The following is a 26,347-nucleotide window of genomic DNA, read 5'->3' as shown; positions in this document are numbered from 1 at the left end:
ACCTACACAAAAAAATGGGCCTTTTGCTAAAAAGTAATCACGTTACACACACTCTAATTTTGTGCACCTTTTATGTTTACATATAAGAGAACCATTATTCCATAAAGCACATTAATTAAAGCTTCGTATAGCTTATCGAACTATGCACTATGATTGATATTAACCAAAAATAGCAATATAGTATTACTATTGCATCTACGGACAGAAATTATGGATATTAAAAATACTCCAATACGCTATATAAAGTGCTTTAATAGTCCAGACTATACTTCACTTTTCTGTGTAGCAGCTAACTACAACATTTTATTAGTTAATTACCAAGCACTTAATGTAATCACAACTTATGAACTTATCAATAAGTTTATGCAAGATAACGGTTATAAAAGCTTAGTTATTTTTGATGTTCCAAAAAATAGTGACGTATTAGCTTTAAAAGAATGGCCTAATTTAAAGGGACTTTTTTACGAAAGTTCAGATGACTCCCTTTTTCAACAAGGCCTTGAAGCTATTGAACAAGGTAAGCTCTGGTTTCCCCGTGATGTGACAGACAGCTGGATGAGACAAATGTTAGCCACTGAACAGCAAACCACCCTGCAATCAAGTAACCTTACTTGTAAAGAAATTAAAGTATTAAACTTGCTTTTCTCCGGTCTACACTCCACCGCTATTGCAGATAGCTTATTTATAAGTGAAGCCACTGTCAGAGTGCATTTACATAAAATTTATCAAAAAATATCTGTAAAAAACAAACAACAAGCATTGCTTTGGTGCCAAAAAAACTTAAGTAAAGTTAATAATTAAGTGGGCTTATTTGAAAACGAATAACGTCCGAATACTCTCCAGCGGCTTGACGTGTGAAGTCCTCCAATTGAATGCTAAGCGGAATGAAAAACTCAGTCTGGCCGGAATACGAAAAGTTTAGACTTGAAGCTTTTACTAAGTTAATTTCTTCTGAGCCTAATTGCAATGTATAGCTAATACCATACTTATTACTAAAAATAGAGTGTAATAAACGACTTTTATTCTCTGAGGTTACATTAAGTTGAACATCCGTATTCGTCACTATTTGTAAGCTAGGTAACATGGTGTATTTTTCTGCTGGCTTCAATTCTCCCAAATAAACAGTATTAGAAAAAGTGTTATAACCTAACAAAGATAAACTAGTTCGGGGTTGGATATTAGTTTCAATCTCGATTTCTATTTCATCTACGGTTTGCTTATTTTCATCATAGAGTCTCAACTCAAGCCTATCAGTATAATACCCTGCTTTTACTGGCGTCCCTGCGGGGATCACTAGCCTGATATCTACTTTGCTATTGTTAAGCTTAACCTGATTGATGCTCCTACTTAACAACTGATTTTCTAGACGAATTTGATAGTCAATAAATTGAGAGTTACTTTTAAGGTATCCTTGGTTTTGCGAAGAAAGACTAAAATACAAAGTACAATCCGACGTATTTATTGTGTCTACTCGAATTGTCTTCTCAGCATCGACTTGTGATTTTACGTGATAAAAAGACAGGTCATCAAACAAATATTCAATTTCCCCAATACTTGCATCACACTGAGCATTAACTCTATATGCCATAGTTAGTAAAAATATACTTATTGCTAAATACACAATTTTAATGAACATAAATAACCCCTTTTCGTTGAAGTTGCTCTGCATCACGAACCTCTATTAAAAATGTAGTACTATCTTTATTTAGTAAGGTCACTTTATACTGACAAGGAGCAAGGCCAGTTATTGCAAAGCGGCCCCGCTTATTTGTGAAGAATGTATACTCTTTGGCCGATGCTTTATCTTGACAAATAGCCTTTCCCACCATTAAGGCTAAGGGGCTCTCGTCCTTACTTCGAAGAGTTGCAATAACAGAAATATTTGCTGCAGTCCCAATTATTGCCTTATGTCCAGTTTTGTATTTAGGGTAAAAGCTAAGCATGCCAGAGCCCATATCATAGCCAGGGGCTAGATCATCAATATCAACAGGAATGTTAATATTGTCATATGAGCTCAAATCATTAAGTAATATAGTTTTGAAATCTCTATTATCAGCTCTATAGTCATTTTCAACTCGGCCTAATGTAATCACTTTATTTTCTAAACTTTTGTGGGCGTTAACCAAAGCAAAGCTATCGTATATAGGCTTTCCAAATGCCCATGCATCATCTGCAAAAGCTATGCTAGATGAGATGCTTACACGACTTTGATGATAAGCAGAGCGAGCATTTAAATCTTTATAAAAACTTGCATGTTCAAGGTTAGCAGCAAAACGGTTTGCGTTATATTGCATGTTTAAATCAAAGATAGTTTTATTTAATTCATTGCTCTCTAAACCAGCTCGAAAGTTCAAAGCACCGACAAAACGCTGATTACTGTCTTGGGTAAATTCTAGTCTCGTTTTATCACGTCTAGACTGGTGGGATAGTTTAACTCTATGCTGGTTATTAAATTTATAGGTAAATGATAAATTTATACCCCACTCTCGCTCACCTTTTAACTCATCCCATTGCGCCCCTGCAGTATATCTCCACTGACTATTTACCAAGTCGCCTGAGAAATTGACTCCCAGCGATTTATCAAATTGAACACTTTGATGATCTCGGGAAATATTTGTAAAAAAAGAGGCTAATGTTCTATCGTTAACATAATAACTATAACTCGCCTGTGCATAGTGTTCTCTATAGCGGTTATTAAACGTATCTTGAGACCGATAACCTAAAGCTGTAAAGTCTTTTGAACTGTATTCATAACCGAGCGTTAGCTCACTTCCTAAGTTGCTCATATTATAGCTACTATAAACAGTACGGTAAGCGTATCCTTGGCGTTCCGCGAAGCTAAATGCGCCCTCAAATGCCAGTTGGCCTATTTGAGCTGCATAGATTTGTTTAAAGCCAATTTGTTGCGCATATTTATCTCCCTGCGCTGTAACCCCTGCAGTCCAACTTGGGGTCAGGCCATAATCCAGATAGGCACTGAGGAAGGGAGAATCTGGTTCATACTCGAGTTTATCGCCAGCCTCAGCAGGAACGCCTAAGTGAATTTCATATTCAAGCTGCCCTTGTGCAAATAAATCTAAGCCAGTCGCAACATCAAAGTTTACATAGCGCACAACGCCAGCTATATCAGTAATTTTTAGAGAAATATTATTGCTGCCTTCGCTCAAAGGTATGTCATCTAAAGAATAAATACCCGCAACCAAATTAAGGCGCTGAATAATTCGTTCATCGACATATACCTCTACACTTGAAGGGCTTTGAAGAGTAAAGCTACGTGAAGCAGTTGGCCTTATGGGCCTGTCTGATAATAGAGAAAAATCATGTGCTATTGAAAAACCTAACAAGCGAGAGGAGTTTTGGAAATAACCGCCTGAACTAAAGTTATCCCCTAGAGAAAGGCGCATGCCTAAGCTAGGTAGATCATGAATAAGCCTAGTTCCTTGCCGCTTAAAGTTTGATGAAGCAGGCTGCGATATTTTATTATATTCAAATTCATTTTCTAACACCCACCCTTGCCAACTAGCTACAATTTCTGAGCGTAATGCATATTGCTCTTGAACTTGCTGCTGTTCCTTATCATCTTGATGTACGTAGCTTGCATAAGCGTTAATAAAACCACTAGTGTTAGCTGGCTCGATAGCCTTTAACTTTTTCCTTAGTTTTTGCGCACTTAATTTTTGTGGGCGAGTTAACTCTACGGGAACAACAACGTCCAAACTAAAATCGCTCATATCAAACTCAACGCTAAATCCCAGTTCCCTTAATGAAGTTACCGCTAAAGTATTGTCTTTTAATACCTTAAATAGTTCTCTCTCTTTTTCTTCAAGTAAAATTTCGCTAAGGTGTGGCTCTAACTCGTTCCACTGTAAAAAAAGTGCATCATCTTTATCGACTTTAAGTGAGACTTGACCTATTGGACTTTTATTTAATTGAACTGACACATTAAGTTCAATTGTCCTGCTAGAAGGGTTTATTTGTGCTAACACGCTAAGTGGTAAAAAAAATATAGCGAAGAGGAACACTGCTAAAGTTTTCATTGCACCAGATCTAAACTTAAATGCCCTACCTCACGGCTCTCAATATTTTCAGGTAGCTTAACTTTTATGGTCTGTGTGGCATAAGGCGCAAAAAAAACATCGTACCCCTTCTCCAATAAAGCTTGTTTTTCAAAAGTAGTTACAACGGATTTATTTGTAGTTACTTTAATTTTATAGTCACTGAGCCGCGCAGCCCCTTCTCCTTCATTTTTGATTTGGGCTAAAAGCTCCCCACTTTCTATTTTAGAAGTCAGTATTTTTAAGTTAGGTGAATATATATCCCTGTCTACATGAACAACTAAATTTACATTCATTAATATTTTAAGTTGCGAGGTATCACTACCAATATTAGAAGCCAAAGGCTGCTCAACTAAACTTACTTGATAACTTTTATCATATTTCGGAAAACTCCCAGCAACCCACCTAAATTGAATTTTCTGACCTTGCCCCTCTTGTAAAAATAAAGAGGGAGGAAAGACCCATAATGGAGAATCTTCCAACTTTTTTAACGATGGGCTAGATTCAGAAAAATTAATTTCAAACACTTCAATATCAAATGCAATCTCTCTAGGTAATTGATTGTAAATAAAACTAGAAGGTATTTTTGAGGGTTTATCCGGTGATAATGTGATCACCATAGGTGTTACTTCCAGAGCCTCTACCAAAATAGAAATACTACATATTAGTATCATTAAACATCGGGAGAACCACTGAACACAAAACATTAGAATATAACCTCTAACTCACTATCAGCAGCTTGAAACTCTTTTGGTATTGAAATTGAAATATTGCTTTTTGAATTTGGAAGTAAAATCTTACCTGATAGGGCTCTACTTAGATCCATTCCTTCTAAAATTAACACTTTACCCTTAGATTTAATATTCCACTGAGCTTTAGAAAGGCGTACATATTTATTTCCATGGTTTTCTAGCAACACACCCCATTGATTTTCTGCTAACTGCTTTTTGTCTTTGATTATTAGTTTTGCTTCAGCGTTATCTGGCACAACATTAAATAGCGTTCGAAAACTGAGTGACATACCAACCCCAGACTGCGCATTATCGTTCAAATCAACCGACACTTGCTCTACTGTAATTCGATAAGATTTGGAGTGTTCAATAATAGGTTCGCCAATATATCTAACAATAACCGACTGGCTATTTCCTGGTGGGATAATTGTTGTCATAGGAATAATCAAGAAATCTTCTTCATTTATCTCTAAAGACTCAACACCAGTATCACTTATATTCATATTAAATGCTGAAACATCAATAGTTAATGGTTTATCAGATGGGTTTGTAATTCGAAGTGTTTGCTGTGACTGACTCCCCTGCGAGCTGAGATCGGCTACCATGGGTATCACCTGAAAGGCACTGACTGAAAAAGAAAGCAAACAAAATATAAAGATAAATAAAACATGCATAGAATTCCCTCCTAAATAAAGGCAGTGCATAGTCACTGCCTTTATTTAATTTATTTAACTTTAGTTTGCTGTAACAGTTAGCATTAGAGTATCAGCATAAGTACCTGCGTATACCGGTGTCTCAATTACTTCTAAGTCAATCATTCCTGCAACGCCCGACGTTGCTAATGTATTGTTGCCGCCATTACTTTGAGAAACGCTTTGATCATTGATGCCATTATCAGCTGTCAAAGTAAAGTCATATGCGCCTGCTGTTAAGCGAGCGGTGTACCCTATCCCTCTGTCTTCATGATCAGCGTTTTGAAGATGACCCTCAGAAGTGGTTAAAGTAAGTGTTGCACCATCCACATCATTACATTTCAAATCAAAGTTAACGCTTGTTGTATCCCCCATTGCAAGAGTTGGAAAGTAGTGATTTGTTGCAATATTACTTACTTCACATACGGATGCGACTGCACCGCCTACGTTTAAGTTATCTGCTAGTGCTGAACCAGATGAGATTGCTGCGATTGCTGAAATTACGATTAATTTTTTCATTGTTATATTCCTTATCCATGTGACATATAGTTTGTTTTGTTAAATAAATGTGCGTTTAAAGCACGCCACCCGATACTACTGATGGTGTCATTTCTATGCGGATCACATCCTGGTAGCTTCCTGCATATATCAAGGGGTCATCTAGAGTTAACTGAATTTCAGCAATGCTATCAAATAAGATATCATCAATATTAAAGCTATATGTCGATTTGGTTGCCTGTGCCGATACAGACACACTTTTGTTGGCACCTTCCAATGACCAGTTAATATTATATGAACTTACTCTACTGCTTTGCTCATGACTTAAACCACCATTAAGAGACTGCATTGATATTCTCATTGGCGAATTACAGTTAATCTCTAATGTTGTATTAGCAACGCCACTAGAAGAAAACTCTAGGTTACTATTTTGTGAGGTAAATTCACACACCGGAGAAATATGCCCCACCAATGTAATACTTACTTCATCGTTACTGTATGCATTGGATGCAAAGCAACATAATACTAACCATGCAAGCCTCTTCATCACTGTCACTTCCTTTGAACTACCTTGCTAATACAGTGGTAATGTTAAGCTAAAATTCAGGTTTAGAAAGTTGTTATTTGATTACAAAACAAAAGGTAAGACTAAATACACTGTAGCTAAGCATACCATTTGGTATAAACATTTAAGTGACTAGTAACCGATAAAGGTAGCCTCTTTATTATTATCACTCTCTTAAAGTCCGCTTTAGCGCTATGTTTAATGTTTATAAACATGCAAAACATAAGTTGAATAAAAGATAAACAAACAATTAAACAGCAATTACTATTTTATAAATTATTAGATAAACAACTTTAATAAATTTAAATAATTTTTAACTTTAATTAAATCAACAACTTTGATTACAAAAAACTCAAAATTAACAATTGTAAACTTTAATATAAACTAAATGCTGACTTCTTTTTTAGTAACTAGCTAAAATTATTAGATAAAAATTAAAATCACTTCTATAATCCCCATGAAATCAACATCTAAATAACAAATAGGAAATACATATGAAAAAGCTATCTGTAGCAGTAGCAATATGTGCCGCACTTGCATCTAGTTACACGAGTGCTGAAGTTCGTATAAATGGCTTTGCATCTATAGTGGGTGGCAAAAGTCTAGACAGTGATCAAACTTTATACGGATATGATGACGATATCTCATTTAAAAATGAGAGTGTATTTGCATTACAACTATCTGCCGATCTTCAGGAAAAGCTCAGCGCAACAGCGCAAATTGTGGCTCGCGGCGAGAATGACTTTGATGCAGATTTTGAATGGGCGTATTTAACTTATGAGTTTAGTGATGAGTTACAACTCAGCGCTGGTAAAATGCGTGCGCCATTTTACAAATACTCTGACTTTCTAGATGTAGGTTACACTTACCGCTGGGTTCGCCCTCCTCAATCGGTTTACAATTTACCATTTTCTACTTACGAAGGGTTGAGCTTACTATATACATCACAAATCGGTGATTGGGACTCAAGTCTTCAAGTCATATATGGTAGCTTTGAAGATAATATCGCAGTAGTGTCGGTCAATGGTGAAACTGAGCTTAATGATATCGCTGGTCTTAACTGGTCACTTAGTTACGATTGGTTTAGCGCACGTGTTGCCTATTTTGTGGCAGAGACCACCATTGACATTGAAAATGATACTGATGCTGGTATCGCCCTTAATGGCCTAGAGGCAACTCTTCGCAGCTCGGGTTTCACTGATCAAGCAGATAGCATTGCTGTAGATGAAGACGATGGAGCATTTTTCGCACTTGGCTTTTCAATTGACTACAACAATATTTTATTTGATGCAGAGTATACTCAGTTTGAAGTCGATAACAGCGCTTTAGCTGAGCAAACTCAATACTATACCTCTCTAGGCTATCGTATGGATGAGTGGCTTGTTCACGTTACCTATGAAAACAACGACGATAAACACGATAACAACCGTTATGATTCACTTACAGCTGTGCCGCAATTAAATGCAGGTATAAATTCAGCATTAGAAGGCTCTAAAGCAAAAAGTAATGTTTACACCATCGGCGCCCGTTATGACTTCCACCCGTCAGCTGCATTTAAAATCGACTTTAGTCGCTTAGATGACGACATAACAAACATTGAAACTGATGTAGTAGCTGTCGGCGTTGACTTAGTATTCTAATTGGAGCGAAATATGAAAAAAATAATCCTAGCCAGTGTACTGTCGGTATGTGCGTTTAGCGCCTATGCTGAAGTTGCGGTAATAGTAAACCCTGGCAATGCAAGTGCACTTGATGCCGATACTATTAAAAAGATTTACCTAGGAAAAGCAAAATCATTTGCTAACGGTAATAAAGTGAACCCAGCCACTCAAAATGGTACAGCTGTTGCTGATGAATTCAATTCTAAAGTAGTTGGTAAATCAAGTAGCCAATTAAATGCCTATTGGTCAAAACTTGTTTTTACCGGTAAAGGTACACCACCAGAGAAATTTGATTCTGACCAAGCTGTTATTGATTTTGTTGCTAGTAATGGCGACTCAATTGGTTACATAGACAGCAGTAAGGCAACAGATAAAGTTAAGGTAGTTGCTACGTTTTAAGCGCGATAGCTAGATATAAAAAAACCACCGATTAGGTGGTTTTTTTATATCTAAATATTACGGCTTTATAGTAATACCCTTAAATAAATAAGCAATTGAGAGGCAGACAAAGTGTGTAGTAAGCTAAGCAAAAAATTATTATTTAGTTGCTCTAAATAACGATTTTTTTATGCAGCGAGCGCCTAGCTTAGCCTCTAAAATGCTTAAGTATTATTGCAAGTTAATATTACTCAATTTTAAACTTCGCAGTGGCATCTAAAAGGTTATCTGAAAGGTAGTGTAGGTTTTTCGCTACATCCCTCACCGCCGCGAGTGAGTCCATGGTGTCTTCAAACGATTCATGCATATTCGTCACATTTTCTACAACCATCGCAGCAACCGATGTTTGCTCTTCTGTTGCAGCGGCGATTTGTGAGTTCATACCATTTATTTCTAGCATTTGCTCTGCAATTTTTTCTATCGAAACGCCAGTTTTCTCTGCTGCTGTTGCGTTATCTGTGGCCATATCTCGCGCCGATGTCATCGCCGTCACAGACTCATTTGCAGCCTCAGTCAAGGTGCTAAGTAACTCACGAATTTCATTCGTTGAATGTGCTGTACGTGATGCAAGCTCTCTTACTTCATCCGCAACCACGGCAAAGCCTCTACCATGCTCACCTGCACGAGCCGCTTCTATAGCAGCATTTAGTGCTAATAAATTAGTTTGCTCAGCAATAGATGTGATCACATTAAGAATTTGAGACACATTTTTTGTATCATCAGCTAACTTATTGATAGTTGAGGCGGCTTGATTTATTTCATCACTTAACGTACGCGAGGCGGTGACTGACATTTGAACTTGAGTTCTGCTTTGTTCTACCTCTTTTTCTGCTGTTTGCGCTGCATTTGATGCACTTGCCGCCGATTGAGAAATATCACCCACGCTTTGCTTCATCTCTTCCATAGACTGTTTAACCACCTCAGCCTCTGTTGTTTGCTTTGTGGTTGCGCGTTCAGCCTGCTCCATACCTTGCACTAAGCGAGTTGAGTTCTCCATTAGTGGCTCACATACCGCGATTACTTCAAGTACTGTTTTTTTCAGCAAAGCGATGAAAGAGTTGAAGTTAATTGATACTTGACCAATTTCATCCTCTGAATTTACGCTCAGATTAGTGCTCAGCGACCCTTTACCGTTTGCGAGTAGACTCAGGTTATTAGCGGCATCACTTGCAGAGGCAGCAATACGTTTAGCAATCCAAATAGCCATAAATAGCAGTAAAATTAACGAAACAATAGATACCACCAACATAAGTGTTAGTGCGTGATCAGAACGCTCTTTAGTACTTGCAACTAACTCAAAAAAGCGATCGTCAGCTTTTGCTTGAGCGGTTTTAAACTTTTCAAGCACATCGTTATACAGTGCTGTTTTTCTTTGTGCTTGTTGCTGAATTTTACTGAAGTCAGCTGTTCCATTTACCATGCCATTGGCTATACTGGTTGATATTTTTTCGTAGTTTGCTAACTGAACTTTCGTGTCACTATGAATATACGAAGCGTTTATTTGCTCAACCGCATTTATGTTGTTGCTTAGTGCATTGTATGTATCAGCTGCTTTCTCTACTAACTCCTGCTCACCAAATGTAACTGCTTGCGTATAAAGCTCATCGAGCTTTTCTAAAAGACTTACATTTGCTGAAGTTAACTTAACAACCTGATATGAAGACTTTTCCATTTCATCAAGTGCGATTCTATTGTCATTCATTGCAAAGTAATTAATCAAAACGATTGCTAAAAATGCTACAACCGCAATGCTGGTAATCGCATGTATTTTTTTACTTATGCTGAGGTTTTGAAAAGAGAAGCCTGAAGCCATTGTGTATACCTTATTTTGTTGTCTATATCTATTATCGGCTTATTACCTATAAGTGTTAACTAAATTTGTAATATTTCTAGTTTTTTTTACAAATACAGCGAGTTTTAAACAACTAATAAACACCAAAAGGATCAAGCGATTAATAAGTGAGCAAGTTGAAAATTTCCCATAAAAAAACCAGTAGCATTGCTGCTACTGGTTTTATAATTTGGTGCGGATGGGGGGACTTGAACCCCCACGCCCGAAAGCACTACCCCCTCAAGGTAGCGTGTCTACCAATTCCACCACATCCGCATTTTTTAAGCTTTCGCTTAGGTGTTAAACTTATTGACTTACTTGAGGAGTATAAGTCGTTTAACGTTAGCTTTACGCTAAATTAGTTTGGTACGTCAGAGCTCTGCTGTTGAGTAACAGGTACGTCTTCTTCTGCTGGCACTACAGTTTCTACTGCAGGTGCTGCTTCAAGATTTTCCCACTCATCGGTCTTTTTAATTTGGCCGGCAGTTAAGTTACCTAACACAATACTTAAAACAAAAAACACTGTTGCTAAGCTTGTTGTTGTTTTGGTCATGAAGTTACCTGCACCTGATGAGCCAAAAACTGTGCCCGAAGCACCGGCGCCAAATGAAGAACCCATGTCTGCGCCTTTACCTTGCTGGATTAAAACCATACCAACTAAAGCTAAAGCAACAACTAAATAAACTACTAATAAAATTTCGTACATCTTATACGGTCCCTTTTGCACTGTTACAGATTGCAGTGAACGAATCTGCTTTTAGACTAGCACCGCCAATAAGGCCGCCGTCTATATCTGGTTGTGCAAATAAAAATTCGCTATTTTTTTCGTTAACGCTACCACCATACAAGATGGTAAGCCCTTGTGCTAAATCGCTATCTAATGATGCAATTTTGTCACGGATAAATTTATGAACAGCTTGTGCCTGTTCTGGCGATGCAGTCTTACCTGTGCCTATGGCCCAAACGGGCTCGTATGCTATCACAGAATCTTTCAGTGCTGCTACACCTAATTTCTCAATTACTGCATCAATTTGTGCAGCAACCACGTGTTCGGTTTGACCGTTTTCTTGTTCGCTCTCGCTTTCGCCAATACACAAGATAGGTGTTAATCCCACTTGCTGCGCACGGGCAAATTTTGCGGCTACGGTTGCATTGCTTTCTTTGTAAATACTGCGTCGCTCTGAATGACCTACGAGTACGTACTTAGCACCTAAATCTTTAATAAGCTGAGCATCCACTTCACCGGTAAAGGCGCCTGGGGTATTTTCACTTAGCGTTTGGGTACCCGTGGTAACACCACTGTCAACCAGTGCTGATACTAATGGAAATGGAGGAAATAAAACAATGTCTATCTCATTTGATTTAACACTGTTAATGGCATCAGACAGTTGAGTGACAAGCTCTAAAGAGCCATTCATTTTCCAGTTGCCTGCGACCATTGCCTTACGTATTGCCATTTTCCACTCCAGATTAGAAAGCGGGCGAGATATTAACTTTTCTCGCCCTAAGTTACAAGAGGTTATTGTTCTCAATCAGTTTATTTGCTCATAGATTCGACAACTGCTGCAATTTTTTGCGCGCTGTCTATGACTATTTTTTCTTGTTCGGCTTCAACCATAACACGTACTACCGGTTCAGTGCCTGATTTACGAAGTAAAACACGGCCTTTTTCGCCTAAAGCTTGCTCTACTTGCGCAACCGCATCTTGTACTTCTGGTGCTTGTGTAGGGTCTGTGCCAGGTGTGTAACGTACATTAATCATTTTCATTGGGTACTTTGTAAAACCAGCCCCTAAATCTTGTAATGTGCGATTTTGAGCCACCATTGCAGCCAATACCTGAAGGCTTGAAATGATACCATCGCCCGTGGTGATTAAATCGAGGTTTAATACATGGCCTGAGCTTTCACCGCCAATTCTCCACCCTTTTTGCTGCAGCATTTCCATTACATAACGGTCGCCAACTTTACTGCGCGCAAATTCAATTCCTTTTGCTTTTAATGCATTTTCAAGCCCCATGTTCGACATAACCGTGCCAACAACACCACCACCTAGCATATGATCTTCAGCCGCTTGGCAGGCAATAATGTAAACTAAGTCATCACCGTCAAATACGCGACCGTTGTGATCAACCATCATTACGCGATCACCATCGCCATCGTAAGCAATACCCACATCGGCTTTGTGCTCTAGCACTTTGCGCTTTAACGTATCAACGTGTGTAGCACCACATTCATGGTTTATATTCACCCCATTAGGCTCACATGCATGAGTAATCACTTCAGCGCCTAGCTCACGCATTACCGACGGTGCAATATGGTAGGTTGCGCCATTGGCACAATCTAGTACAACTTTTAAACCTTCAAGTGATAAGCCTTGTGGAAATTGGCTTTTACAAAATTCAATATAGCGCCCATCAGCACTTACTAAGCGCGAGGCTTTACCAAGTTTATCTGAGGCAACACAGGTCATTGGTTCATCAAGCATCGCTTCAATTTGTAGCTCAACGTCGTCATCCAATTTTAAGCCTTGGCCATTAAAAAACTTAATCCCGTTATCGTAATAAGGGTTATGCGATGCACTAATTACAATACCTGCTTCGGCTCTAAACGTTTGCGCTAAATATGCAACAGCGGGCGTTGGCATTGGCCCAAGCAGTACGACATCTATCCCTGCGGCAATTAAACCAGCTTCAAGCGCGGTTTCTAGCATGTAACCTGAAATACGGGTATCTTTACCTATAATTACTTTTTTTGTTCCACTTAGAGACAAAACTCGACCTGCGGCCCAGCCTAATTTCATTGCAAACTCAGGGTTAATTGGAGCTGTGCCCACTAAACCACGTACCCCATCGGTACCAAAATATTTTCTTTCGCTCATTATAAAGCTCCTTTTTCGCAAGCTTGGAGTACACCAAGCACATCTGCTGTTTCTTTTACATCGTGTACACGAATAATTTTTGCGCCATTTTGCGCGGCAATTAGCGCACCGGCTAAGCTGCCCGCTAATCGCTCATCTGTTTTTCTGTTTAGCAAATTACCTATCATCGACTTGCGTGAAAGACCTGCTAAAAGCGGTAGTGCAAATTTATTAAATGCATTAAATTTAGCAAGTATTTCAAAATTATGCTCTAGGGTTTTGCCAAAGCCAAAACCTGGGTCGAGGATAAGTTGCTCCACCTTAATACCCGCTGTTTCGCATGCGCTTATACGCTGCTCAAAAAAGAGGTTAATTTGCGCTAGCAAGTCAGTATAAGTGGGTTCACTTTGCATTGTCCGTGGCTGCCCTTGCATATGCATCAAACAAATTGCTACATCGGGATACTTAGCGAGTGTGCTAAGTGCGTGGGGCTCTTGTAATGCACGTACGTCGTTAACTATATCAGCACCTGCTAAAATCGCCTGCTCCATGACCTGCGCTTTACTGGTATCTACCGATATTACGCAGTCACTTTTAGCTCTAATGGCTTTTATTGCAGGTATCACACGATTAAGTTCATCGTCTAAATTAACATCTGGCGCGCCTGGACGTGTAGACTCCCCGCCAATATCAATGATAGTTGCACCCTCGTCTAACAACTGCATTGCCTGTTGCACCGCGTGCGCTGTATCTAAAAACTTTCCACCATCAGAAAATGAATCTGGGGTCACATTTAAAATACCCATCACACATGGTTTTTCTAAATTAAGTTTACGCCCACGGGGAAGGTTTATTATGTTAGTCATCGCCAACCTTTTAGTTATTTGATACAAAAAAGCCCCGAAGTACGGGGCTTTTAAAGTATTATTTTAACGATTATTCAGCTTTATCATCAAGGTTTGTTTCATCTTTTTTCGATGAATCATCCGGTTTTTGGCTTTCATCAACCGGCTTTTCTTGAGGTGCGACTGTTTTAGTTGGCTTATCGTCTAAACGGTCATGTGCATCACGTGGTTCACGCACAGGCTGACGCGCCATTAAATCATCAATTTGTTTAGCATCAATTGTTTCGTATTTCATTAATGCATCTTTCATCGCATGAAGAATATCAATATTTTCTTTTAATATATCTTCTGCTCTTTGATAATTACGGTCTGAGAATAAGCGTACTTCGGCATCAATTACTTTAGCTGTTTCATCAGACATGCTCATTGCGCGACCACCGCCGCCCCCCATGTACATCTCGTTTTGATCTTCAGCGTAAAGTAACGGACCTAGTTTTTCACTCAAGCCCCACTGCGTTACCATTTTACGTGCAATATCTGTTGCACGCTCAATGTCGTTACTCGCACCCGTTGTTACTTTGTCTTCGCCATAAATAAGTGCTTCAGCAATCCGGCCACCGTATAGGCTTGAAATCATTGACTCTAAAAGCTCTTTAGAATGGCTAACACGGTCCTGTTCAGGTAAGTACATAGTTACACCAAGGGCACGGCCACGTGGAATAATCGACACTTTATAAACTGGGTCGTGCTCTGGCACCATACGGCCAACAATAGCATGGCCCGCTTCATGGTAAGCCGTCATTTCTTTCTCTTGCTCACTCATCACCATGGTCTTGCGCTCTGCACCCATCATGATTTTATCTTTAGCAGCATCAAATTCAGCCATACTTACAACACGTTTATTACCACGTGCGGCATAAAGTGCGGCTTCGTTTACAAGATTTGCTAAATCAGCACCAGAGAAACCAGGCGTACCACGTGCAATAACTGCCGCTTCTACGTTATCGCCTAATGGCACTTTACGCATATGTACTTTGAGAATTTGCTCACGGCCACGAATATCAGGCAAACCAACCACTACTTGACGGTCAAAACGACCAGGACGAAGTAATGCAGGGTCTAGTACGTCAGGGCGGTTAGTTGCCGCTATAACGATAATACCTTCGTTACCTTCAAAACCATCCATTTCTACTAGCATTTGGTTTAGTGTTTGTTCACGTTCGTCGTGTCCACCGCCCATGCCAGCGCCACGCTTACGACCTACAGCATCAATCTCATCTATAAAGATAATACATGGTGCAGCCTTTTTAGCTTGCTCAAACATGTCACGTACACGCGATGCGCCCACACCAACAAACATTTCAACAAAGTCAGAACCTGAAATGGTGAAAAACGGTACTTTTGCTTCACCGGCTACGGCTTTTGCAAGTAATGTTTTACCCGTGCCAGGAGGACCCACCATTAGTACGCCCTTAGGAATACTACCACCAAGTTTTTGGAACTTAGAAGGGTCACGTAAAAAGTCTACTAACTCTGTTACGTCGTCTTTTGCTTCATCACAACCTGCTACATCAGCAAAAGTTGTTTTAACTTGGTCTTCACTCATCAGGCGCGCTTTGCTTTTACCAAACGACATTGCACCTTTACCGCCACCGCCTTGCATTTGACGCATGAAGAATATCCATACCCCTATAAGCAGCAACATTGGGAACCAAGAGATAAAAATACTTGCTAAAAACGATTGTTCTTCAGGCTGTACGCCTTTCACATTTACATCGTTTTTAAGTAAATCATTAATTAAATCTTCATCGTACATTGGCATTGTGGTTTGAAAACGCTCACCACTGCTTTTAGTACCTGTAATATTACCCGTTCCACGGTCAATAATAACTTCTTGTAAAGAGCCGCTACGCACGTCTTTTACAAATTGAGTGTAACTTGTTTGACGATCAACTTGATCGCCGCCATTAAAGCTCTGAAATACTGACATTAGCACAACTGCAATAACCAGCCAGAGTATTAGATTTTTCGCCATATCGCTCAAGGGGTTAACCTCTTGTATCCAATTAATTTAAATTCAACTAAACGCCAAGCAACTGTACTACAGTTTGTAGCCGGTCGCTACTATATATACTTCCCGAGAACGGGCACGTGAGGCATCAGGTTTGCGTATTTTCACTGCTTTAAAACTATTACGAACGTCTTGCAAGTATTGATCAAAGCCTTCACCTTGAAACACTTTAACAACAAATGCACCATTTTTCTTTAATACTTGATGACACATATCAAGTGCTAATTCTACCAAATACATGCTACCCGCTTGATCTACCGAGTTATTACCGCTCATATTTGGCGCCATGTCAGAGAGTACCACATCAACATTTTTACCATCAATGCGTTTTAACAATGCATCAAGTACGGCTTCTTCACGAAAATCGCCTTGTAAAAAGTCAACCCCCGCAAGTGAGTCCATAGGTAATATGTCACACGCAACAACCTGACCTTTATCAGATACTTTCTCGGCTAAGTATTGTGACCAGCTGCCAGGTGCAGCACCTAAATCAACAACGGTCATACCAGGGCGAAGCAGTTTATCTTTATTTTGGATCTCATCTAATTTGAAAACAGCTCGAGAACGCCAGCCTTTTTTTTGCGCTTGCTGAACATATTGATCATCAAAATGTTCTTTCAGCCATCGCTTTGAACTGGCTGAATGTTTTTTATTTGTCATAAATTAACACGCAACTAATTAGTAATATTCTTTAGATGGCGTTAGAATACCCTTAATTCAAGCCATATTCAGCAAAATTTGTATAAACATGACATTATCAAACAAACAAAAGCAGTTTTTAAAAGGTCAGGCGCATAGCCTTAAGCCTGTAGTTTTACTAGGTTCTAACGGTTTAACCGAGGGCGTAGTAGTCGAAATTCAAAGTGCATTAGAAATTCACGAATTGATTAAAGTAAAAGTACCTACTGACGATCGTGAAACAAAAGCACTTATTTTTGATGCAATCGTTCGTGAAACCGGCGCTACTAAGCTACAAACAATAGGTCACACTGTTGTATTGTATCGTCAAAGTGCAGAAAAAAAGATTCAATTACCACGCGCATAAGTTAATTGTGCAGTGAGCCTTTTTATAAAAAAACCAGCATTAAGCTGGTTTTTTTATTATATGTGCTTATTTATGCTTTTTACCGGTAAAAAATAAATTTAAAAGCACGGCCCTTTTAAGCAATCTTAGGCATGTTTATTTAGTGCGTTTGTATTTTAATAAACGGTCTAAAAATTCAGTAGTTAATTCATTTATCACGCCTGTTTCCGCGTTAACAATCAAGCTAAAACCCACATTTAAATGCGGTATAACCACTAAGTCACTGCGATAGCCTTGTACCCAGCCACTATGATAATAAAGCGTTTCATCGTTATAGTTATAAACACGCCAGCCTAATCCATAATAAGCTTGTTCTAATTCCTTTTTCCATACTCGTCTATAACGCTCTTTTTTTGTAAGTGTATAAGGACGTGTTTGTGTAGCAAGTGCATCTAAAGAAAGTACATCTAGGTTTTGCCCTAATTGCGCATTTAACCATTTTGCCATATCGGTGGCACTTGCATTTACGCCCGCAGCAGGGCCGACTTTATAATAGTTTTTTTTCAGCTTGGCTGTGTACCAACGTTTTTTGCCTCTAACGTGCGGCAGCGCATAATTTTTATCCTGCACCATTGCATCGTAGCCTAAGCTGGTATCGCTCATTTTTAATGGTGTAAAAATTCCCTCTTGCAGCCACTGGTCATATTTTTTATTGGTACTGCTGTAAATTACATCATCAATTAAACTAAACATCACATTTTGATAGCCATAGCATTGGCCTGGTTCGCAAATGGGCTTTACTGTTAATAGCTTTTCGACAATATCGGGGTAATTCATTCTTGATTCGATTAAATTGTCATACGCATTAGGAACCAAACCGCTGGAGTGGCTTAATAAGTGAAACACTTTTAAATTATCTTTATAAACAGTGCCTTTAAAGGCAGGTATATACTCACTTACTGGTTTAAATAAATCTATTAACCCTTCACTTGCAAGCTTTGCAGTTAACGACCCTGCAAATGTTTTTGACACCGAAGCCAACCTAAAGCGGGTGTGGCGGTTAACCTGTGTGCCACTTCTTGCCTTAGTGCGGCCCATGGTGTGGATATAATCAGCGTTACCAATACTCACTATCGAAAGCGCAGCGCCAGGAATACCTTTACTGTTGAGTTTTTTTTCTGCGTAGCGTCCATACTGTTTTACGAATCCATCCCAGCTTGAGTCTGCTTTAGCTATTGCCTGAAGCGGTAAAGATAGACAAATAGCGACCCAAACGTACATAAAATTAGTGAGATACTTCATTCGTTACAAATTTATTCTTTTTTAACTACATCTATGTGCATAATATCATGAAGTTTTGATAGGACTAACGTACAATGTTGCGATTATTGGCTTTTTAAGTGGATGTTAAGTATTTATGCGTTTTATAGTTGTATCACTTTTTATATTATTATCAGCAGGTTGTGCAATTACCAAACAGCCGGCCGAGCCTTTGGCTTTACCTTTAAAGCCAACATTAAAGAGCGAAACTTACCAGCTTGAGTATAAAACAGAGCACGCATCGCCAAAAGTTAAGTCTGTACAGTTACCGGCGCACAAAGTAACACGCGGCCAAACAGTGCGTATTACAACCGATAAAGCAAGCGTAACAGACACGCTATTAAAGCAAATAACCCAAGCCTTGAACGATAAAGGCTTAGAAGTGACTGATAGCAAAAACAGTGACTACACGTTAGCTATTCATCAGTTAGATTTAGCATTTACTGACGATACAAAATATGCGTTAACTCAACCTGAAAACCCGTACCCTTTATTTGCCAAAGTAGCGCAGCAATACCCTACCCAGCAATGCGCCACCATACTAGCGCAAGTGAGCATGCGCATTACGCACCGCGCCTCTGGCGATGTGGTGTGGTTTGCAAAATCATCAATAGACAGCGCAAGCTTCCACCGTGAGCCTTTATTGTTTAGCTTTGCCCAAGAGCAAAAAATTACTAATGAGTTAGAAGTGGCAACATTTGTACATCAACAAAATACCGAGCAAGCCCGTATAGCGCGCGCAGGTAAGGAAGTAACTGTACCGCCCTTTAAAACTATTACTAAATTAAGCAGCTTAACTAAACTACAAGGCCCATGTACGCGTACAGAGGTGAGTGCCTTAACGCCTATGATGCAATATTACTTAAGCAGTATTTTAATTGACAAAATAAAAGTGCAATAACGTAAAAAACTACATTTTTTTACAGATTCAAGGATTCACTTACCAATATAATACGCTTAATAACAAATAATAATTAGGTCCCCAGGGATGAAAAACGCTTTCTTACAGCATATTTTTATTAATAGCGTATTGCTTTGCGCCAGTTTTTTGAGCTTTCAAAGCCAGGCAAGCAATCGATACTATGCTGATAACACGCTAGAGCCCACCCAAGGCTTTGCGTGGGATTGGAGCGCTGGGGCTGGTTATTATGTAGAAGACTCTTACCTAATTGGCCTTGATTCCTACGACGATGGCATTGAACTCGATTTAAGCCTGGCTATTTCCTACGAAAACTTTTATCTCGACTTTGATCATAACCAGTTAAGCGGCGGCTTAGTTGTGGGTTACAGCCTTATAGATAAATTTGATTGGGGCTTGGATATATTAGGCACCAATACTCAGGCTGGCTTTGATGACAAAGGCTTAGGTTTTTACAACCACGGTGTAATAGAAGAGCTTGCGGGTATAAAATCGCGTAATTACGATTTTGATGCTGGGCTAAGATTAACGCGCCGCTTTGAAAACTCGCAAATTTCGTTTGAGTTTTTACATGATATTACAGGTACACATAATGGCTGGGTGTTTAACACCTTTTTTAGCCATATTTTGCCATGGCGTAACTGGGAGTTTAGATCTGGGGTGGGTATTAGCGCTTATTCGGGCAGTTTTACTAACTATTACTTTGGTATAGATGCAGACGAAGCCACCGCTAATCGCCCTATTTACACCCCTAATGGCAGTACCAGTATTATGTTTGAGTTTCATGCTGAGTACCCTATTTCTCAAGATTGGGTGTTTTTGTCTGGCTGGTTAACAACGTGGTTTTCAAAAGAAATAGACGACAGCCCCATTATTTCTCAAGGGTATCAACATAAAGCCAAGGTAGGCCTACGTTATGTATTTTAGATGGATCTGTTTATTATTGATCTTCCCTGCTATTTCATCTGCAAAAACAACAGATAAAACGGCCCCATTAATTGCGCTGCCCGACACCTGTGTTGCACTACGTGAGGGCCGTAATTGCTACGCTGATGTAACGCTTAGCTGGCAGCAACCAACTATTGGTAATTACTGCCTAAGAGACGCAACATCAAAATATATAATGCAATGCTGGTTAAAGCAGCAACAAGGCGTATTTGAATATACCTTCGACTCCCAGCAAAGTATTTCTTTTGAATTGTTTGATAGTAATACAGCCCAAGTTATTGCCACAACAGAGGTTAAACTGCAGTGGGTTTATCAAAATAGACAAAAAAAACGCCGCTGGCGCTTGTTCTAATTAGAGGTGTGACCTTTCGTGATTGATTTTACAGCAATGTGTTTGGTAATTAATTAAGTCAGCGTTTATAAAATGTGGTTGTTCAGCTAAGTAGGTACTAACGCAGCATAAACCCCAAACCTGTGCAGCCCTTAGGGTTATTTAAGGGCGAGTTTCAATCCACACACGGCAACCCTCTAACACTAAGGAAGCTTTATGGATAATTACGGCACTATTTTATTAGTTGAAGATGACACCTCTTTAGCCCAATGGGTTGCAGAGTACTTAACCGAGCAAGGCTATACCACCCATGTTTGCCACCGCGGCGATGAAGTAATAAGCCAGGTAAAAAACTTAAACCCTAACATAGTCCTGCTCGACATTATGTTGCCAGGGCAAGACGGTATAAGTGTGTGTAGAGAGCTACGTAGCTTTTACACCGCGCCCATTATTATGCTAACCGCCCGCGATGATGAAATGGATGAAGTAATTGGTTTAGAAGTAGGTGCGAGTGATTACATCATGAAACCAGTGCGCCCTCGCGCATTACTGGCCCGTATAAAAGCAGCACTGCGCCTTACCAGCGAACCGACTAAAGTAACCACTAACGAGAGTGTGATTACTGTAGGCGCACTCAGTATTGATACTCAATCACGCAGTGTAACGCTTAATAATCAAGATATGGCTATTTCTAGTGCTGAGTACCTCCTACTGCACTATTTAGCCAGTAATGCAGGCCAAGTAGTCTCGCGTGATGCTGTGTTTAAAGCAACCAAAGGCCGTGAATACGATGGGCTTGATAGAAGTGTTGATGTACTAATATCTGCGCTGCGCAAAAAGTTTCATGATGACCCGCAAAACCCAGAAAAAATTAAAACAATTTGGGGGCGTGGTTATTTACTTGTTGCCACTGCGTGGGAATAGTAACCGTGGCGGTTTAAATGAAAAAATTTTACATTTCACTACTCGGTAGTGCGCTGCTTTCTATTGTTGTATTGGGCTGGCTAATCGATGCATTTAGCCAACAAACTCAAACACCGCATGATGAATTTAGCCTACAAAGCCAAATGATCAACGGCTTTAGTAAACATTTAAGTAGTGTAGCGACCTCAGAGCGCGCAGCTTATGTAAAGCAATTGGCAAACGACTTTAATGTAAAGCTTGATTACAAAAATAATGAATCCCTAGCCCTGCCGCCGTCTTTAATACTACAAATGCATACCCAAAGCGGTCTTATTTTAGAAGACCAGCAAGGTTTTTATATGCTCTACAGTAGCGAAGTATTGTCGCCTTATCATCTTTCCATGCGCCTAGATAAAGGCTTTGAAACAGATCAGCGCAACGATATTATTTTAACTTTGTTGTTTTATGCTGGGCTCTGCATTTTTATGGGCTTTATTATTGCCCCACTTGCTAAACGCTTAACAGTATTAAACGATGCAGCTAAAAAATTTGCCGCAGGTGATGTACAAGCGAGAATAAAGGTCTCTCACTTTACCTACATAAGAGATGTTGAGCTTACATTTAACCGCATGGCTAGCCAGATAGAAAAGCTCGTGGCGGAAAACAAATTAATGGCATCGAGCTTATCGCACGATATTAGAACCCCTATCGCATGTTTACGCTTTGGCTTAGATGCAGCGCTCGACAGCGCAGATATGCCTAAAGTTAAGCAATGCCTTGTGCGTATGGAAAACGATCTCGATCATATGGAATCGATGCTTAAAAGCTATTTAGCCTTTGCAACCCTTGAGCAAAATGCCAACCAGCTCACCTACTCGCAAACTAATTTATCGCACTATCTTGAAGACTTACTTACTCAGCTTTCGCCTAAAATTGAAACCAGCCAACTTAAAATACAACTAAACAGTAGTGACGATATGGTTTTTGCTGACTTACATTGGCTTGCTCGGGCTATTAGTAATTTAATTGGCAATGCCTGCGACTTTGCAAAAGACACTATTTATGTCAGTGCAAAGCGCGATGAGCATTATTTATATATTACAGTTGAAGATGATGGCCCAGGCATCGCACCAGAGAACTTTAATAACGTTTTTAGCCCGTTTTTTAGAGAAGAAAGCCACCGTAACCGTGCTGATAAAAGCTATGGCTTAGGCTTAGCCATTGTTGCAAAAGTGGCAGATTGGCATCACGGCAGTGTAAGCGTTAGTAAAAGTGCGCGGCTTCAAGGGGCGTGTTTTACCCTTAAAATTGGTCAGCATCACGATTCGTAAAATATTATTTACACAACTGTAATTAGGGCCTGTTGGCCTTTTAGGGTTATAATTTGTTCTATCTAGGGGCTGTTTAATCGCGGCGCGAGGTTTGTAACCTAGTGGGCTACGTAAAAACCGAGTAACAAAGAGTAAATAGGCCTATTTATGGGGAACAACCACACTACATAGGCTCTGCCTTGCCTAAACACCAAACAGACTGCTGCAAATTTAACCTCGAAAGGTAAACAGGCCCTAAAATTTATTACACAAAATCAACTCCTTATTCTAAACCTGTTGATAACATTAATTAAATGCATCGCGTGATAGACACACCAGACGATAATTATTGTCACAATTGGGCAAATAAGTACTTTTTATTTATTTGCAATTCCAGTAGATTGTCAGCGCCGTCAAAAAATAGAGAAGTACAACAATATGAGCGCAGTTAGAGGTGAGTTTAGCTCTCGCTTTGGATTTATAATGGCCGCCGCAGGCTCTGCAGTAGGTTTAGGTAATATTTGGGGTTTTCCTACCCAAACAGCAAGCAATGGTGGTGCCGCTTTTTTAGTCGCTTATTTGGTACTCGCGTTCTTTTTAGCATACCCCGCACTTATGGCTGAGCTTATAATTGGCCGCCACGGACAAGCTAATGCGGTGTCTTCTTTAACAAAAATAACATCACACACGTGGCAAAAGCGCTTTGCTTTTATCGTGGGTTTTGGCGGGATTTTATGTGCGGGCTTTATTTTAAGTTTTTATGCCATTGTGGCAGGCTGGATGCTCAGCGCGACAATCGAACCTCTCACTACATTAGCTGGTGCAAACCAAGCTTCAACGTGGTTAAGTGAGCAGTCACTTTCACGAAACATCATTTTTACAGTGATATTTATCATACTCACCGTGGCTATTATTAGTCGTGGCGTAGAAAACGGCATAGAAAAATGGTCTAAGCGTCTGATGCCTGCGCTTTTAGGTATTTTATTTGCCTTAATTGCCTACGTTATGACCCAAGAAGGTGCTATGCAAGGGCTTAAAGCCTATTTAGTGCCTGATTTTTCATCTATATTTGATGCAAATTTACTCGTAAGTGCACTCGGCCAAGCGTTTTTCTCTTTGTCATTAGGCACCAGCGTGATGATTATTTATGGCTCTTACATAAGTAAAAAAGAAAACCTAGTCACGCTAGGCGCTTATGTAACATTAATAGATGTGTTTATCGCGTTTGTAGCGGGCCTTTTAATTATACCAGCCATGTATGTCGCACAAGCTCAAGGCGTAGAAATTTTTTCATCTACAGGCAAACTTCTCTCTGAAGACACACTGGTGTTTCAAGTGTTACCAGCATTGTTTGATGGTATGGGCTCTGTGGGTCTATTTATAGGCTTTGCATTTTTTGCCCTAATGAGTATAGCCGCACTTACCTCCTCTATTTCAATGTTAGAGGCGCCGGTATCGTATACTGTGGAGCGCTTTGCAATGAGCCGCCTGCAGGCAACATGGCTAATTGGCGCGCTAATAAGCGCAGTGAGCATTACCATAGTATGTAACTTAGGAAGCTTATTTGGTTTAGTGATCACCCTAACAACTAAAGTTGCTCAGCCTTTACTTGGCTTAATGTGTTGTATTTTTGTTGGCTGGATTTGGTACCGTGGCTCACTACTAAAAGCAATACAGCAAGGTAACCCTGAGGTTCATAACACACTATTTTGGAAAGTATGGCCTGTATACACTAAGTTTGTGTGCCCTATAGCTATTGGTGCTGTGTTTTTACATTCGGTGTTAAGTTAAAACGTTATTTTTAACTAACCCGAGTTCAGGTTAAGTTCTAAATTAAGTAAAGCCCACGCGTTAAGTGGGCTTTTTAATAGCTTAAATTTACTCGTAATAAATTAGCTTAGTGTATTTAACACCATATCTTGATGAGGGATGCCATCTTCTAGGTATTGCTCCCCTACTTCTGTAAAGCCAAAAGAGCGATAAAATGCTAATAAATAGGTTTGTGCGCCTATATAAATATGACGCTGTGGCCACTGCTTTTTACAACATGCTATGGCCGCATTTACAAGCTCAGTAGCCCGCCCTTTACCTCGCTCACTTTTGCAAACCAGTACACGGCCTATTGCGCTGTACTGCTCATTTTTTTCATAGCAGCGGGCATAAGCTAATAAACTATTATCTGCAATTGCATATAAATGCTGAGTACTAGGGTTAATGTCTACTTCATCAAGCTCAGGGTAAGGACACGTTTGCTCTACTACAAATACATCAACACGACCGCGCATTATCGTAAATAAAGTACGCGTATCAAGCGCATCAAAATGCGCACATTTAAACGACATATAAAATCCTAAAATAAAAAACCCAGCCTAAGCTGGGTTTAGTTAAACTACGCATCACTTAGGCAAACAAACGCTCTAATTGGTCGCACAACTGCGATAAATTCACATGGTCGTGCTCTATGGTTAAATCAACATAACCATCGCCTCTAAATGCTCTATCCAGCTCAATTAAAACATGCGTTTTGTGTGCTTCTGGTACAAACGATAATTCAATCTCTTGAATACCAAATAAGCTGCGGCTATTAGGCTTATACTCTAACTCTTGATAACACCCCGATACCGACTGAAAAGTAGGCGCACGTAAATGGCCTTTTTCAACATCAGCTTTTAATAAACTAAACCCTAATTTATCCATTGCTTGCATACAGGTTTTAACAGCTTCGTTAGGGTAAATATGCAAGTGATCTTTATCTGTTGGGTCTAGTGCTAAATCAATATCAAGGCCTGTTTCAATCCATACATGTGATTGGTTGTAGCCGGCATTAATTTCAGTAATTGGCGTTTCTGGATGAAGGCGCGCTTCAAATGGAATACTTTTAACTTCACCTGGCTCAACAGTGCCTATATCGGTTATACGCCACTGATCAATTACGTGATTAGTAAAGTACTCACCTTCTTCGCCATCAACTTTAACGCGAGTCATTAAAAACAAATCAAGGCCAGCAATTTCTTGAGCCACATCGCCTGCAGTTATAACGATATTAGCGTTAAAAAGTTGCCCTGGCTGAAGATGCTCAGTTTCTAAAATTGTATCTACTTTTGCAGCGCCAATACCTACCGACGCTAAAATCTTTTTAAACATTTCTATCTCCTTAAGCTGAGCGGCTCAGTTTGTTGCTCAAGCTTAAACTCCTTCGTTAAAGCATCTTAACCATATTTAAAAGCCAATGTCAGTGAAAAAATGTTATTTACATGCTATTTACGATTAAATACGTGTTTAATGTGCATTTTTTATACGTAGCTGGGCAAGTAATTGATTAAACGCGCTCATTTTTAGGGCTATTTT

Annotated in this window: 26 protein-coding genes and 1 tRNA gene; 10 read left to right on the top strand and 17 right to left on the bottom strand. The window is 39.6% G+C overall.

Features of this window, described 5'->3' with window-relative positions:
• Nucleotides 1–210 precede the first annotated feature (210 nt).
• Nucleotides 211–801 carry a LuxR C-terminal-related transcriptional regulator gene (locus AN395_RS03920; protein WP_029773461.1) on the top strand — a complete coding sequence of 197 codons (591 nt, stop codon included), beginning with the start codon at nt 211–213 and terminating at the stop codon, nt 799–801.
• On the opposite strand, the gene AN395_RS03915 is transcribed toward AN395_RS03920, so the two are convergent.
• The 6 genes from AN395_RS03915 to AN395_RS03890 form a co-directional block, all read right to left on the bottom strand.
• A complete protein-coding gene (locus AN395_RS03915) occupies nt 791–1,636 on the bottom strand; it encodes a hypothetical protein (RefSeq protein WP_054982171.1) in 846 nt (281 codons plus the stop codon). The two genes, AN395_RS03920 and AN395_RS03915, sit on opposite strands and share 11 nt — an antisense overlap.
• Nucleotides 1,626–4,037 (bottom strand): fimbria/pilus outer membrane usher protein, encoded by a 2,412-nt coding sequence (locus AN395_RS03910; RefSeq protein ID WP_054982170.1) that lies wholly within the window; start codon nt 4,035–4,037, stop codon nt 1,626–1,628. The genes AN395_RS03915 and AN395_RS03910 overlap by 11 nt, the downstream gene beginning before the upstream one ends.
• A complete protein-coding gene (locus tag AN395_RS03905; RefSeq protein WP_200910439.1) occupies nt 4,034–4,675 on the bottom strand; it encodes a hypothetical protein in 642 nt (213 codons plus the stop codon). The genes AN395_RS03910 and AN395_RS03905 overlap by 4 nt, the downstream gene beginning before the upstream one ends.
• 86 nt (nt 4,676–4,761) lie before the next feature.
• Entirely contained in the window at nt 4,762–5,460 is a 699-nt protein-coding gene (locus tag AN395_RS03900; RefSeq protein WP_054982169.1) for a molecular chaperone, read from the bottom strand.
• A gap of 60 nt (nt 5,461–5,520) precedes the next feature.
• Nucleotides 5,521–5,997 (bottom strand): hypothetical protein, encoded by a 477-nt coding sequence (locus AN395_RS03895; protein WP_029773456.1) that lies wholly within the window; start codon nt 5,995–5,997, stop codon nt 5,521–5,523.
• A 55-nt stretch (nt 5,998–6,052) separates the two neighbouring features.
• The gene (locus AN395_RS03890; RefSeq protein WP_054982168.1) at nt 6,053–6,523 is read right to left on the bottom strand and encodes a hypothetical protein; all 471 of its coding nucleotides are present in this window, start codon (nt 6,521–6,523) and stop codon (nt 6,053–6,055) included.
• 512 nt (nt 6,524–7,035) lie between these two features.
• On the opposite strand from AN395_RS03890, the gene AN395_RS03885 reads away from it, so the two are divergent.
• Together AN395_RS03885 and AN395_RS03880 are read left to right on the top strand one after the other, a co-directional pair.
• Entirely contained in the window at nt 7,036–8,181 is a 1,146-nt protein-coding gene (locus AN395_RS03885; RefSeq protein WP_024031843.1) for a porin, read from the top strand.
• Nucleotides 8,182–8,193: 12 nt separating this feature from the next.
• Nucleotides 8,194–8,601: a hypothetical protein gene (locus tag AN395_RS03880; RefSeq protein ID WP_054982167.1), complete on the top strand. Its 408-nt coding sequence runs from the start codon at nt 8,194–8,196 to the stop codon at nt 8,599–8,601.
• Nucleotides 8,602–8,827: 226 nt separating this feature from the next.
• On the opposite strand, the gene AN395_RS03875 is transcribed toward AN395_RS03880, so the two are convergent.
• The 8 genes from AN395_RS03875 to rlmE form a co-directional block, all read right to left on the bottom strand.
• On the bottom strand, nt 8,828–10,453 hold the full coding sequence (locus AN395_RS03875) for a methyl-accepting chemotaxis protein (protein WP_054982166.1): 1,626 nt from the start codon (nt 10,451–10,453) through the stop codon (nt 8,828–8,830).
• 209 nt (nt 10,454–10,662) lie between these two features.
• Nucleotides 10,663–10,747, bottom strand: a tRNA-Leu gene (locus tag AN395_RS03870).
• 82 nt (nt 10,748–10,829) lie between these two features.
• The gene (secG, locus tag AN395_RS03865; RefSeq protein ID WP_054982165.1) at nt 10,830–11,177 is read right to left on the bottom strand and encodes a preprotein translocase subunit SecG; all 348 of its coding nucleotides are present in this window, start codon (nt 11,175–11,177) and stop codon (nt 10,830–10,832) included.
• A 1-nt stretch (nt 11,178) separates the two neighbouring features.
• Nucleotides 11,179–11,928 (bottom strand): triose-phosphate isomerase, encoded by a 750-nt coding sequence (gene tpiA / locus AN395_RS03860; protein WP_054982164.1) that lies wholly within the window; start codon nt 11,926–11,928, stop codon nt 11,179–11,181.
• Nucleotides 11,929–12,008: 80 nt separating this feature from the next.
• Complete coding sequence (gene glmM, locus AN395_RS03855; RefSeq protein WP_004587342.1) at nt 12,009–13,349, bottom strand: phosphoglucosamine mutase; 1,341 nt, start codon at nt 13,347–13,349, stop codon at nt 12,009–12,011.
• A complete protein-coding gene (folP, locus tag AN395_RS03850) occupies nt 13,349–14,194 on the bottom strand; it encodes a dihydropteroate synthase (protein ID WP_029773450.1) in 846 nt (281 codons plus the stop codon). The genes glmM and folP overlap by 1 nt, the downstream gene beginning before the upstream one ends.
• A gap of 70 nt (nt 14,195–14,264) precedes the next feature.
• On the bottom strand, nt 14,265–16,208 hold the full coding sequence (gene ftsH / locus AN395_RS03845) for an ATP-dependent zinc metalloprotease FtsH (protein ID WP_004587344.1): 1,944 nt from the start codon (nt 16,206–16,208) through the stop codon (nt 14,265–14,267).
• A 66-nt stretch (nt 16,209–16,274) separates the two neighbouring features.
• The gene (rlmE, locus tag AN395_RS03840) at nt 16,275–16,904 is read right to left on the bottom strand and encodes a 23S rRNA (uridine(2552)-2'-O)-methyltransferase RlmE (protein WP_004587345.1); all 630 of its coding nucleotides are present in this window, start codon (nt 16,902–16,904) and stop codon (nt 16,275–16,277) included.
• An 88-nt stretch (nt 16,905–16,992) separates the two neighbouring features.
• On the opposite strand from rlmE, the gene yhbY reads away from it, so the two are divergent.
• Nucleotides 16,993–17,289, top strand: a complete 297-nt coding sequence (gene yhbY / locus AN395_RS03835; RefSeq protein ID WP_004587346.1) for a ribosome assembly RNA-binding protein YhbY — start codon at nt 16,993–16,995, stop codon at nt 17,287–17,289.
• Between the two features lie 135 nt (nt 17,290–17,424).
• Here the strand turns inward: yhbY and AN395_RS03830 are convergent, their stop codons facing one another.
• Nucleotides 17,425–18,549 (bottom strand): serine hydrolase, encoded by a 1,125-nt coding sequence (locus tag AN395_RS03830; protein ID WP_004587347.1) that lies wholly within the window; start codon nt 18,547–18,549, stop codon nt 17,425–17,427.
• Nucleotides 18,550–18,685: 136 nt separating this feature from the next.
• Here AN395_RS03830 and AN395_RS03825 point away from each other — a divergent pair, with 136 nt between their 5' ends.
• From AN395_RS03825 to AN395_RS03800, 6 genes are all read left to right on the top strand, one after another.
• Entirely contained in the window at nt 18,686–19,489 is an 804-nt protein-coding gene (locus AN395_RS03825) for a hypothetical protein (protein ID WP_029773447.1), read from the top strand.
• Nucleotides 19,490–19,576: 87 nt separating this feature from the next.
• Nucleotides 19,577–20,434: a MipA/OmpV family protein gene (locus tag AN395_RS03820; RefSeq protein WP_054982163.1), complete on the top strand. Its 858-nt coding sequence runs from the start codon at nt 19,577–19,579 to the stop codon at nt 20,432–20,434.
• Nucleotides 20,424–20,807 (top strand): DUF3019 domain-containing protein, encoded by a 384-nt coding sequence (locus AN395_RS03815; RefSeq protein ID WP_004587350.1) that lies wholly within the window; start codon nt 20,424–20,426, stop codon nt 20,805–20,807. Before AN395_RS03820 ends, AN395_RS03815 begins: the two co-directional genes overlap by 11 nt.
• A gap of 195 nt (nt 20,808–21,002) precedes the next feature.
• A complete protein-coding gene (locus AN395_RS03810; RefSeq protein ID WP_054982162.1) occupies nt 21,003–21,710 on the top strand; it encodes a response regulator transcription factor in 708 nt (235 codons plus the stop codon).
• A gap of 17 nt (nt 21,711–21,727) precedes the next feature.
• Nucleotides 21,728–23,020 carry an ATP-binding protein gene (locus AN395_RS03805; protein ID WP_054982161.1) on the top strand — a complete coding sequence of 431 codons (1,293 nt, stop codon included), beginning with the start codon at nt 21,728–21,730 and terminating at the stop codon, nt 23,018–23,020.
• A 417-nt stretch (nt 23,021–23,437) separates the two neighbouring features.
• Complete coding sequence (locus tag AN395_RS03800; RefSeq protein ID WP_054982160.1) at nt 23,438–24,790, top strand: sodium-dependent transporter; 1,353 nt, start codon at nt 23,438–23,440, stop codon at nt 24,788–24,790.
• A gap of 101 nt (nt 24,791–24,891) precedes the next feature.
• On the opposite strand, the gene AN395_RS03795 is transcribed toward AN395_RS03800, so the two are convergent.
• Both AN395_RS03795 and AN395_RS03790 read right to left on the bottom strand, forming a co-directional pair.
• Nucleotides 24,892–25,341 carry a GNAT family N-acetyltransferase gene (locus AN395_RS03795; protein WP_004587354.1) on the bottom strand — a complete coding sequence of 150 codons (450 nt, stop codon included), beginning with the start codon at nt 25,339–25,341 and terminating at the stop codon, nt 24,892–24,894.
• A gap of 58 nt (nt 25,342–25,399) precedes the next feature.
• On the bottom strand, nt 25,400–26,143 hold the full coding sequence (locus AN395_RS03790; RefSeq protein ID WP_004587355.1) for a sporulation protein: 744 nt from the start codon (nt 26,141–26,143) through the stop codon (nt 25,400–25,402).
• Nucleotides 26,144–26,347 lie beyond the last annotated feature (204 nt).

Origin of the sequence: Pseudoalteromonas sp. P1-30, from assembly GCF_001400005.1 — a bacterium.
In the GTDB taxonomy this organism is placed as follows: Bacteria; Pseudomonadota; Gammaproteobacteria; order Enterobacterales; family Alteromonadaceae; genus Pseudoalteromonas; species Pseudoalteromonas atlantica.
Note: the sequence above shows the minus strand (reverse complement) of the source record. Positions and strands in the feature narration are given on the sequence as shown.

Coding starts and splice junctions, on each gene's coding strand:
- AN395_RS03830 (WP_004587347.1), bottom strand. CDS start 18,549: ATGTACGTTTGGGTCGCTATTTGTCTATCTTTACCGCTTCAGGCAATA.
- AN395_RS03910 (WP_054982170.1), bottom strand. CDS start 4,037: ATGAAAACTTTAGCAGTGTTCCTCTTCGCTATATTTTTTTTACCACTT.
- secG (WP_054982165.1), bottom strand. CDS start 11,177: ATGTACGAAATTTTATTAGTAGTTTATTTAGTTGTTGCTTTAGCTTTA.
- folP (WP_029773450.1), bottom strand. CDS start 14,194: ATGACTAACATAATAAACCTTCCCCGTGGGCGTAAACTTAATTTAGAA.
- AN395_RS03880 (WP_054982167.1), top strand. CDS start 8,194: ATGAAAAAAATAATCCTAGCCAGTGTACTGTCGGTATGTGCGTTTAGC.
- AN395_RS03820 (WP_054982163.1), top strand. CDS start 19,577: ATGAAAAACGCTTTCTTACAGCATATTTTTATTAATAGCGTATTGCTT.
- ftsH (WP_004587344.1), bottom strand. CDS start 16,208: ATGGCGAAAAATCTAATACTCTGGCTGGTTATTGCAGTTGTGCTAATG.
- yhbY (WP_004587346.1), top strand. CDS start 16,993: ATGACATTATCAAACAAACAAAAGCAGTTTTTAAAAGGTCAGGCGCAT.
- glmM (WP_004587342.1), bottom strand. CDS start 13,349: ATGAGCGAAAGAAAATATTTTGGTACCGATGGGGTACGTGGTTTAGTG.
- AN395_RS03805 (WP_054982161.1), top strand. CDS start 21,728: ATGAAAAAATTTTACATTTCACTACTCGGTAGTGCGCTGCTTTCTATT.
- AN395_RS03875 (WP_054982166.1), bottom strand. CDS start 10,453: ATGGCTTCAGGCTTCTCTTTTCAAAACCTCAGCATAAGTAAAAAAATA.
- AN395_RS03900 (WP_054982169.1), bottom strand. CDS start 5,460: ATGCATGTTTTATTTATCTTTATATTTTGTTTGCTTTCTTTTTCAGTC.
- AN395_RS03810 (WP_054982162.1), top strand. CDS start 21,003: ATGGATAATTACGGCACTATTTTATTAGTTGAAGATGACACCTCTTTA.
- AN395_RS03890 (WP_054982168.1), bottom strand. CDS start 6,523: ATGAAGAGGCTTGCATGGTTAGTATTATGTTGCTTTGCATCCAATGCA.
- AN395_RS03915 (WP_054982171.1), bottom strand. CDS start 1,636: ATGTTCATTAAAATTGTGTATTTAGCAATAAGTATATTTTTACTAACT.
- rlmE (WP_004587345.1), bottom strand. CDS start 16,904: ATGACAAATAAAAAACATTCAGCCAGTTCAAAGCGATGGCTGAAAGAA.
- AN395_RS03815 (WP_004587350.1), top strand. CDS start 20,424: ATGTATTTTAGATGGATCTGTTTATTATTGATCTTCCCTGCTATTTCA.
- AN395_RS03885 (WP_024031843.1), top strand. CDS start 7,036: ATGAAAAAGCTATCTGTAGCAGTAGCAATATGTGCCGCACTTGCATCT.
- AN395_RS03795 (WP_004587354.1), bottom strand. CDS start 25,341: ATGTCGTTTAAATGTGCGCATTTTGATGCGCTTGATACGCGTACTTTA.
- AN395_RS03920 (WP_029773461.1), top strand. CDS start 211: ATGGATATTAAAAATACTCCAATACGCTATATAAAGTGCTTTAATAGT.
- AN395_RS03905 (WP_200910439.1), bottom strand. CDS start 4,675: ATGGTGATCACATTATCACCGGATAAACCCTCAAAAATACCTTCTAGT.
- AN395_RS03825 (WP_029773447.1), top strand. CDS start 18,686: ATGCGTTTTATAGTTGTATCACTTTTTATATTATTATCAGCAGGTTGT.
- tpiA (WP_054982164.1), bottom strand. CDS start 11,928: ATGGCAATACGTAAGGCAATGGTCGCAGGCAACTGGAAAATGAATGGC.
- AN395_RS03895 (WP_029773456.1), bottom strand. CDS start 5,997: ATGAAAAAATTAATCGTAATTTCAGCAATCGCAGCAATCTCATCTGGT.
- AN395_RS03800 (WP_054982160.1), top strand. CDS start 23,438: ATGAGCGCAGTTAGAGGTGAGTTTAGCTCTCGCTTTGGATTTATAATG.
- AN395_RS03790 (WP_004587355.1), bottom strand. CDS start 26,143: ATGTTTAAAAAGATTTTAGCGTCGGTAGGTATTGGCGCTGCAAAAGTA.